The 8,472-nt window shown below is 64.2% G+C and carries 12 protein-coding genes; 10 read left to right on the top strand and 2 right to left on the bottom strand.

Annotated features, from left to right (window positions below; translation table 11 throughout):
* The 8 genes from ureC to EOA28_RS15935 all read left to right on the top strand — a co-directional run.
* A partial coding sequence (gene ureC, locus EOA28_RS15970) for an urease subunit alpha (protein ID WP_128315042.1) occupies positions 1 to 1,287 on the top strand: 1,287 nt, incomplete at its 5' end.
* Positions 1,288 to 1,378: 91 nt separating this feature from the next.
* Positions 1,379 to 1,972, top strand: coding sequence for a hypothetical protein (locus EOA28_RS15965; protein ID WP_127251645.1), 594 nt, complete (start codon positions 1,379 to 1,381; stop codon positions 1,970 to 1,972).
* Between the two features lie 45 nt (positions 1,973 to 2,017).
* Positions 2,018 to 2,623, top strand: coding sequence for a glutathione S-transferase family protein (locus EOA28_RS15960; protein WP_127251646.1), 606 nt, complete (start codon positions 2,018 to 2,020; stop codon positions 2,621 to 2,623).
* Complete coding sequence (gene ureE, locus EOA28_RS15955) at positions 2,620 to 3,237, top strand: urease accessory protein UreE (protein WP_127251647.1); 618 nt, start codon at positions 2,620 to 2,622, stop codon at positions 3,235 to 3,237. Before EOA28_RS15960 ends, ureE begins: the two co-directional genes overlap by 4 nt.
* Positions 3,230 to 3,904, top strand: coding sequence for an urease accessory protein UreF (locus tag EOA28_RS15950; RefSeq protein ID WP_348527560.1), 675 nt, complete (start codon positions 3,230 to 3,232; stop codon positions 3,902 to 3,904). The genes ureE and EOA28_RS15950 overlap by 8 nt, the downstream gene beginning before the upstream one ends.
* Positions 3,901 to 4,341 carry a DUF3995 domain-containing protein gene (locus tag EOA28_RS15945; RefSeq protein WP_127251648.1) on the top strand — a complete coding sequence of 147 codons (441 nt, stop codon included), beginning with the start codon at positions 3,901 to 3,903 and terminating at the stop codon, positions 4,339 to 4,341. Before EOA28_RS15950 ends, EOA28_RS15945 begins: the two co-directional genes overlap by 4 nt.
* Positions 4,338 to 4,970, top strand: a complete 633-nt coding sequence (gene ureG, locus EOA28_RS15940) for an urease accessory protein UreG (protein WP_042637471.1) — start codon at positions 4,338 to 4,340, stop codon at positions 4,968 to 4,970. Before EOA28_RS15945 ends, ureG begins: the two co-directional genes overlap by 4 nt.
* 74 nt (positions 4,971 to 5,044) lie before the next feature.
* Positions 5,045 to 5,812, top strand: coding sequence for a class II aldolase and adducin N-terminal domain-containing protein (locus EOA28_RS15935; RefSeq protein WP_127251649.1), 768 nt, complete (start codon positions 5,045 to 5,047; stop codon positions 5,810 to 5,812).
* A 77-nt stretch (positions 5,813 to 5,889) separates the two neighbouring features.
* Here EOA28_RS15935 and EOA28_RS15930 read toward each other — a convergent pair whose 3' ends face one another.
* The gene (locus tag EOA28_RS15930; protein ID WP_127251650.1) at positions 5,890 to 6,522 is read right to left on the bottom strand and encodes an HAD family phosphatase; all 633 of its coding nucleotides are present in this window, start codon (positions 6,520 to 6,522) and stop codon (positions 5,890 to 5,892) included.
* A gap of 207 nt (positions 6,523 to 6,729) precedes the next feature.
* Here EOA28_RS15930 and EOA28_RS15925 point away from each other — a divergent pair, with 207 nt between their 5' ends.
* Positions 6,730 to 7,686, top strand: coding sequence for a sugar-binding transcriptional regulator (locus tag EOA28_RS15925; RefSeq protein WP_126080002.1), 957 nt, complete (start codon positions 6,730 to 6,732; stop codon positions 7,684 to 7,686).
* 19 nt (positions 7,687 to 7,705) lie between these two features.
* On the opposite strand, the gene EOA28_RS15920 is transcribed toward EOA28_RS15925, so the two are convergent.
* Positions 7,706 to 7,891 (bottom strand): hypothetical protein, encoded by a 186-nt coding sequence (locus tag EOA28_RS15920; protein WP_126080001.1) that lies wholly within the window; start codon positions 7,889 to 7,891, stop codon positions 7,706 to 7,708.
* Positions 7,892 to 7,991: 100 nt separating this feature from the next.
* Here EOA28_RS15920 and EOA28_RS15915 point away from each other — a divergent pair.
* Positions 7,992 to 8,472, top strand: a 481-nt coding sequence (locus EOA28_RS15915) for a LysR family transcriptional regulator (RefSeq protein ID WP_128315041.1), incomplete at its 3' end; no start/stop codon positions are given.

Raw genomic sequence — 8,472 nt, 5'->3', positions numbered from 1 at the left:
CAGCAGATCGAGGAAGCGCTGATGAGCGGCATCACCACCATGCTCGGCGGCGGCACCGGCCCGGCGCATGGCACCTTGGCCACCACCTGCACGCCCGGCCCCTGGCATATGGCGCGCATGATTCAGTCCTTCGACGCCTTCCCGATGAATATCGGCCTGTCGGGCAAGGGCAATGCGTCAAAGCCGGCGGCGCTGGAAGAGATGGTGCTGGCCGGCGCCTGCTCGCTGAAGCTGCATGAGGATTGGGGCACGACGCCGGCCGCCATCGATTGCTGCCTGTCGGTCGCCGACGCCTATGACGTGCAGGTGATGATCCACACCGACACGCTGAACGAATCGGGCTTCGTCGAGAACACGGTGGCGGCGATCAAGGGCCGCACCATCCATGCCTTCCACACCGAAGGGGCGGGCGGTGGCCACGCGCCCGACATCATCAAGGTCTGCGGCCTGCCCAACGTCATCCCGTCCTCCACCAACCCGACCAGGCCCTACACGGTCAACACGCTGGCCGAGCATCTCGACATGCTGATGGTCTGCCATCATCTGTCGCCGTCGATCCCCGAGGACATCGCCTTCGCCGAAAGCCGCATCCGCAAGGAGACGATCGCGGCGGAGGACATCCTGCACGACATCGGCGCCTTCTCGATCATCTCCTCGGACAGCCAGGCCATGGGCCGGGTCGGCGAGGTGGCGATCCGCTGCTGGCAGACCGCCGACAAGATGAAGCGCCAGCGCGGCGCGCTGCCCGACGAAACCGGCGACAACGACAATTTCCGCGTCCGCCGCTACATCGCCAAATACACGATCAATCCGGCCATCGCGCACGGCCTGTCGAAGGAGATCGGCTCGATCACCGTCGGCAAGCGCGCCGATCTCGTGCTGTGGAATCCGGCCTTTTTCGGCGTCAAGCCGGAGATGGTGCTGGTCGGCGGCTCGATAGCCGCTGCCCCCATGGGTGATCCGAACGCCTCGATCCCGACGCCGCAGCCGATGCACTATCGGCCGATGTTCGGCGCCTATGGCAAGGCGCTGACCAACTCCTCGGTGACCTTCGTCTCGAAGGCGGCGCTTGACGCCGGCCTGCAGGGCAGGCTTGGCGTCGACAAGGCGATGGTCGCGGTCGAGAACACACGCGGCGGCATCGGCAAGCATTCCATGGTGCTCAACGACGCCACGCCGCATGTCGAGGTCGATCCCGAAACATACGAAGTGCGGGCCGACGGCGAGCTCTTGACCTGTGAGCCGGCCACCGTGCTGCCGATGGCGCAGCGGTATTTTCTGTTTTGACGGGCGGCTGGTCCGATTGACGGGCAAATGGCGTTGCGGCTCGCGCGCGCAGATCGCAATATGCTGCAGAGCAGCAGCATTGTGATCGGGCATGGCCACCGAAATCGCCTCGCAGCACGACATCTTCCCGCATATCCGCATCGTCATGGGCATGGTGATCGGCCTCGGAGTCACCCGCCTGCTTTCGGGAACTGCCCGCATCGTCCAGCATCCCGGCCAATACCGGCTCTATGCGGTGCATCTCGCCTGGGTCGCCTCGGTGCTGTTGATGCTGGTGCATTTCTGGTGGTGGGAGTTCGGCCTCTACGCCATCGAGAACTGGACCTTCGGCAAATATCTTTTCATCATCTTCTACGCCATTACGCTGTTCCTGCTCTGCGCGCTGCTGTTTCCGGATTCGATGCTCGATTACACCAGCTACGAGGACTATTTCTATTCGCGCCGCGCCTGGTTCTTCGGCCTGCTCGGCTTCACCTATCTGCTTGATGTGATCGATACGCTGCTCAAGGGTCCGGAGCATTTCGCCCGCTTCGGCAACGAATATCTGATCCGCACGCCGGTCTTCGTGGCGCTGTGCATCGTCGCGATCCTGGTGCGCGACAAGCGCTTCCACATCGCTTTCGTCGCGGCCGCGCTGATCTATCAGATATCGTTCATCCTGCGGCTGTTCGACACCATCGTCTGAGCGTTCGCGATGCGGTAGGGTTCTCGGAAAGGCAAGGGTTCAACCATGTACAAGGCTGTCGGATCGCGCGGCTCCCGCGTCAGCCGGGTGCTCTGGATGCTCGAGGAGCTCGGGCAGCCCTACGCGTTCGTCGAGGTCAAGCTGCGCTCGCCGGAAGCCTACGCGCTCAACCCTTCAGGCAAGGTGCCGATCCTGATCGACGACGACCTGAAAATCACGGATTCGGCGGCGATCTGCGTCTATCTGGCCGATAAGCATGCTGACAAGGGCATGGGCGCCAATCCGGGTGTCGCCGGGCGCGCCGAGATGGATTCATGGATGCATTTCGCCCAGAGTGAGTTGGAAGCCCCGCTATGGAACAAGCTGCGCCACCGCTTCCTGCTGCCGAAGGATGTTCGGGTCGATGTCGGCCCGGCTGCGGCGTATGATTTCGCATCCGAAATAAAGGCGCTGGATCGCCGGCTTGGCGACAAGCCCTATGCCTTGGGCGATCGCTTCTCGGCCGTTGACGTCTTGCTCGGCGATATGGGCGGCTGGGCTCGTGCCGGCCGCTTCCCGATCGAATCCGACCGGGTGAATGCCTATTTCGACCGTGTCCTCGGGCGCCCTGCACGCGCCCGCGCCCAAGCCAATGGCGGAGCCATGAAATGAAGCTCAACATCACCACCGATTTCACCAAGTTTCCACGCGCTATCTCGGTGCTTGTCGCCGGTGATCCCGGATTGACGACGCCCTATGACAAGGCCGTGCTGCCGCATGACGAGCGCCATCTGCGCCGCCGCGCCATCGAGACGGCGGCCGGCGACAAGGTGCTGGTCGACCTGCCTGAACCGGTGGCGTTGAACGATGGCGACCGGCTGGTGCTGGAAGACGGCCGCCAGCTCGAAATCGTCGCAGCACCCGAAGAGGTCTACGACATCCGCGCCCGCGACGCCGTTCATCTCACCGAGCTCGCCTGGCACATCGGCAACCGCCACCTCGCGGCGGCGATCGAGCCGGACCGCATCCTCATCCTGCGCGACCATGTCATCAAGGCGATGCTCGAAGGCCTCGGCGCCAAGGTGCATGAGGTTTCGCAGCCGTTCAGCCCCGTGCGCGGCGCCTATTCAGGGCATGGCCACGATCACGGCCATTCGCATGATCACGATCATGACCACCATGGCCACGATCACGGGCACGCGCATGACCATCATGATCATGACCATGGGCACGATCATCACGATCACGACCATCATCATCACGGCCACCACCATCACCATGACTGAGCAGCTTTCCACCGTCGCGCTGCTGCGGCTGATGGCCTGGCTGTCGCCGGCCTTTCCGGTCGGCGGCTTCTCCTACAGCCACGGGCTCGAGCGCGCCGTGCATGACGGGCTGATCGCAAATCGCGACGATCTCGCCGGCTGGCTGGAAACGTTGGTGGAGGTTGGCTCGGGCTGGAACGACGCCGTGCTCTTCGCCGAAAGCTGGCGCCGTGCGCCCGATGATGGCGGCGACCTGGCGGAAGTCGCAGCACTTGCCGAGGCTCTTGCCGGCTCGCGGGAGCGTCATATGGAGACAATGCTCCAAGGCGCGGCCTTCCTCAAAGCGGTATCTGCCTGGCCGTCCCCGGTGCTTGAACGGTTGCCGGCCGACTGCCCCTATTGCGTTGCGGTCGGCGCCGTTGCCGGCAGCAGCGGCATCGGCCTTTCGGATGCGCTTTCCGCCTTCCTGCAGGCTTTCTTCTCCAATCTTGCGCAAGCGGCGATCAGGCTCGGTGTCGTCGGCCAGGTCGATGCCGTCGCATTGTTAGCCGGCTTTGAACCTCTGGCGCTGTCGGTTGCGTCGCGCGCCGCCGCTTCCAGCCTGGACGATCTGGGCGGCTCGGCCTTCATGTCCGACATAGCGGCGATGCAGCACGAAACGCAATATTCCAGGCTGTTCCGCTCATGACCGTCCTTGCCGTCACCCTCTCCTTCGTGCTGCTCCTGATCACCACGCTGCATGTCTATTGGGGCATAGGCGGCATCTGGCCGGGTACGGACCAGGCGTCATGCGCCCGCGCCGTCGTCGGCTTCCACGGCGTCGATGAGATGCCGTCGTCCTTCGCGAGTTTCGCCGTCGCCGCTTGCCTCGCGCTCGCGACGCTCTGGCCGCTGGCGCTGGCCGGTGTCTTTTCGACGCCCTTTCCAAGGGAAGGCCTGGCTGCCACGGCATTGATGATCGGCCTCGTCTTCCTCGGCCGCGGCATTGCCGGCTTCACGCCTTGGTGGCGCAGGCTGGCGCCCGAACAGCCTTTCGCGCGGCTCGACCAAAGCCTCTATTCGCCGCTCTGCCTGTTGATCGGGCTGGGCTTTGTCGTTCTCGCTATCACGGAGTTTCCGGCATGACCTCGAAAAACGGTCCTCTTCGCATCGGCATTGGCGGCCCCGTCGGCTCCGGCAAGACGACGCTCACCGAAAAGCTCTGCAAGGCGTTGCGCGACGACTTCTCCATCGCCGTCGTCACCAACGACATCTACACCAAGGAGGACGCGATGATGCTCGCGCGGCTGCAGGCATTGCCGGAGGAGCGCATCGTCGGCGTCGAGACCGGCGGCTGTCCGCACACCGCCATCCGCGAGGATGCCTCGATCAATCTGCGGGCGATCGCCGAGCTGAACAAGAAATTCCCCGACCTCGACATCATCTTCATCGAATCCGGTGGCGACAATCTCGCCGCCACCTTCTCGCCAGACCTTGCCGACCTGACGCTCTATGTCATCTCGGTCTGCCAGGGCGAGGAGATACCGAGGAAGGGCGGCCCGGCCATCACCCGCTCGGATTTCCTCATCATCAACAAGAGCGATCTGGCGCCCTATGTGAACGTCAACCTCGACGTGATGGAGAGCGATGCCGGCCGCATGCGCGGCAAGAGGCCCTTCGGCTTCACCGATCTGTCGCGCGGCAAGGGCTTGCAGGACGTGATCGACTTCATCGTCGAGCAGGGTGGGCTGCAGTCGGCGCGCCCGGCGGCTTGATCCGCTGAGCCATCGATTATCGGTTGCTGGCAGCGGCGTCGCACGGCATTCTCGTCCAAACAGGAGGATTTTCGATGAGCCTTGCCCGCCTGCACAAGGAACCGCTGAGCAACCTGCCCTATTACGAGGAGCGGGTCGATCTCGCCGCCGCCTTCCGCTGGACCGCGCGGCTCAACATGCATGAGGCGGTGGCCAATCACTTCTCACTGTCCGTCAACGAGGACGGCACGAAGTTTCTGATGAACCCGAACCAGGTGCATTTCTCGCGCATCAAGGCGAGCGACTTGCTCCTGATCGATGCCAACGATCCCGACACGCTCTCCGGCCCCGACGCGCCGGACCCGACCGCCTGGGGCCTGCACGGCGCCATCCATCGCAACGTCCCGCATGCGCGCTGCGCCATGCATGTCCATTCGATCCACGCCACGGTGCTTGCCTCGCTCGCCGATTCGACGTTGCCGCCGGTCGACCAGAACTCGGCCATGTTCTTCAACCGCCATGTCGTCGACGCCAATTATGGCGGGCTGGCCTTCGAGGAGGAGGGCGAGCGTTGCTCTCAGCTTCTCACCGACCCCAAGGTCAAGGTGATGGTCATGGGCAATCATGGCGTCATGGTCATCGGCGACACGGTCGCCGACACCTTCAACCGCATGTTCTACTTCGAGCGCGCCGCCGAGACTTACATCAAGGCGCTGTGGACCGGGCGCCCGCTGCGCACGCTCTCCGACGAGATCGCCGAGAAGACCGCGCGCGAGATGGACGACTACCCCGGCCAGGCCGAGCGCCATCTGGCCGAGCTGAAAGCGATCCTGGACGAGGAAGAGCCGGTTTATCGGAATTGAGCGGCCTTTCCTTCTCCCCGTTTTACGGGGAGAAGGTGGTCCGAAGGACCGGATGAGGGGCAGCACCGACCTTCGGGTTAAAGCCCCAACTGCGCCCGCAATTCCTCGGCGCTGTTGATCACAATCGCGCCGGCCGGGCCGTCCATCGGCGCCTCCGGCCAGAAGAGCGTCTTCATGCCGGCAGCCAGTCCGGCCATGGCGCCCGTCAGGCTGTCGTCGACGGCGAAAGCATCCGCCGGGTCGACGCCGGCGAGATAAGCGGCGCGCAGGAAGGGTTCGGGAAGCGGCTTGCCGTCGATCACATCGTTGCGGCTGACCGTCATCATGCCCGGATAGGTGAGGCCGACGGCCCGCAGATTGGCATCGACGATCAGCCGGTCGGAATTGGACACCACCGCCTGCTCTACGCCGAGCGCGCGCAATTCGTTGAACACCTCGATCGCGCCGGGGCGTGGCTTCAGCGTTTCCGCCAGCGGCAGGTAGTGATCGTATTTGCGTACGATCCAGTCGTCGAAAGGCAGGTCGAGGCCGAATTCGTCGCGCAGCATCTCGTAGACCGGCCATGCGGCGATGCCCAGCACGCGCTCATGCAGGTCGTGCGGCGGGGCGATGCCGACGCTGCGCAGCGCCGCCACAAGGGCTGCCTCATGCAAGGGCTCGCTGTCGACCAGCGTTCCGTCCATATCCCAGAAAACGGCTTTCGGCGTCATGCGCGGCTCCTTCGCCGATCCCCTTAATCGGTTTCCCGCCGGAGATAAACCGTCCCGCCGGCAAATGGTTCGGGGCGTGACGGCAGATCTTCGGGAGGCCTGTGGGGCGCCCAAGCAATTGCTCTTTCGATAGACAATTGCGCGCCGGCATATTCGCTGTAAGCTATGGCGCCCGTTTCAGCGTTCTTGCGGGCGGGGAGGCAGGACGTGAGTTTGCGACAGGAAACCGGCAGCACCAGGTTGGACGATGCCGCGCGCGCCGGCTGGCTTTATTATGTTGCCGGCAACACGCAGGACCAGATCGCCGCCAAGCTCGGCATCTCCAGGCAGACGGCGCAGCGGCTGGTGTCGCTGGCGATGTCCGAAGGGCTGATCAAGGTGCGCGTCGATCACCCGATCGCCAACTGCCTCGACCTAGCCGCCCGACTGAAATCGCGTTTCGCGCTCGATCTTGTCGAAGTGGTGCCGAGCGATCCGGCGTCGAACTCGACGACGATCGGCATCGCCGAGGCGGCAGCGGCCGAGATCGAGCGCCGGCTGCGCTCGGAAGCCCCCATCGTCATGGCGATCGGCACCGGGCGCACGCTGAAGGCGGCGATCGAGCAGCTGCCGCCGATGGACTGCCCGCAGCACAAGGTCGTGTCCCTGACCGGCAACATCTCGCCCGACGGCTCGGCCGCCTTCTACAACGTCATCTTCACCATGGCCGACCGCGTCAAGGCGCGGTCCTTCCCGATGCCGCTGCCGGTCATCGCCTCCTCGCCAGAAGAGCGCGAGATGCTGCTCAACCAGCCGATGATCCAGCCGACGCTGGCGCTGGCCGCGGAAGCCGACGTCACCTTCGTCGGCATCGGCGATCTCGGGCCCAAGGCGCCGCTCTACGAGGACGGCTTCATTTCCGAAAGCGAGCTGAAGGCGCTGCAGAAAGCCGGCGGCATCGCCGAGATCGTCGGTTGGGTGTTCGACCGCGAAGGCCGCATGATCGAAGGGATCACCAACGACCGCGTGTCGTCCGCCGCGCTGCCGTCGCGGGAAAAATCGCTGGTCATCGCCTTGGCCATGGGCGACCGCAAGCTGCCGGGCATTTTGGCCGCCGTCAACCGCCGGCTGGTCAATGGCCTCATCACCGACGAACGGACGGCCGAAACCCTGCTTGCCGGCTGATGGCCATAAAAGAAGCCGGCTATTGCGAGGGTCCGCGCGGATCATTGCCGTCGAGAAAACCCATGTCGCGCTGCAGATGCTCGGATAGTTCCCGAACATCGATGTAGCCGCGCCTGCGGCCCGAAAACTTTGCAAATTCCCGTACCAGCATGAAAAACCAGCCGCGTGCGGGGGTGGAAACGAGTTTTTCCTGTACCGTGACCATGATCGTCAGCCTTGAACTGGATTGATCGTTGATCCCAAATATCGGTCTGGCTGGTTCGTGCTTCCAATTAAACCTCGATCATGACCCATAAGGAGGCCTTATGCCCGATCTGACCCCTCCGCAGCTTGCGCCGCTGCCGCCGCTGCAGGCGATCCGGGTGTTCGAAGCGGTGGCAAGGCACCTGTCCTTCACCAAGGCGGCGCAGGAATTGGGCATGACCCAGGCGGCCGCGAGCTACCAGATCAAGCTGCTGGAGGAACGCATCGGCGCGCCGCTGTTCCTGCGCCGGCCGAAGCAGATCGAGTTGACCGGACCCGGCCAGCGCCTGGCGCCTGCCGTCAGCGAAGCCTTTTCCATCCTGGGTCAGGCTTATGCCGCGGCGCGCGGCGGCGCCGACGGACTGCTTTGCGTCACCACCGTGCTGACCTTCGCCTCGAACTGGCTGGCCCAGCATCTGGGCTCATTCCAGATCGCTCATCCAGCACTCGCCGTGCGGCTCGACACGTCGAGCCGCCTGACCGATTTCGCGCGCGAGGATGTCGATATCGCCATCCGCTCCGGCGGCTGCAAGTGGCCGGGCC

Source organism: Mesorhizobium sp. M2A.F.Ca.ET.067.02.1.1 (assembly GCF_004023285.1).
Classification (GTDB): Bacteria; Pseudomonadota; Alphaproteobacteria; order Rhizobiales; family Rhizobiaceae; genus Mesorhizobium.
The sequence above is the reverse complement of the archived record's forward strand: the minus strand, read 5'-3'. Positions and strand labels throughout refer to the sequence as shown.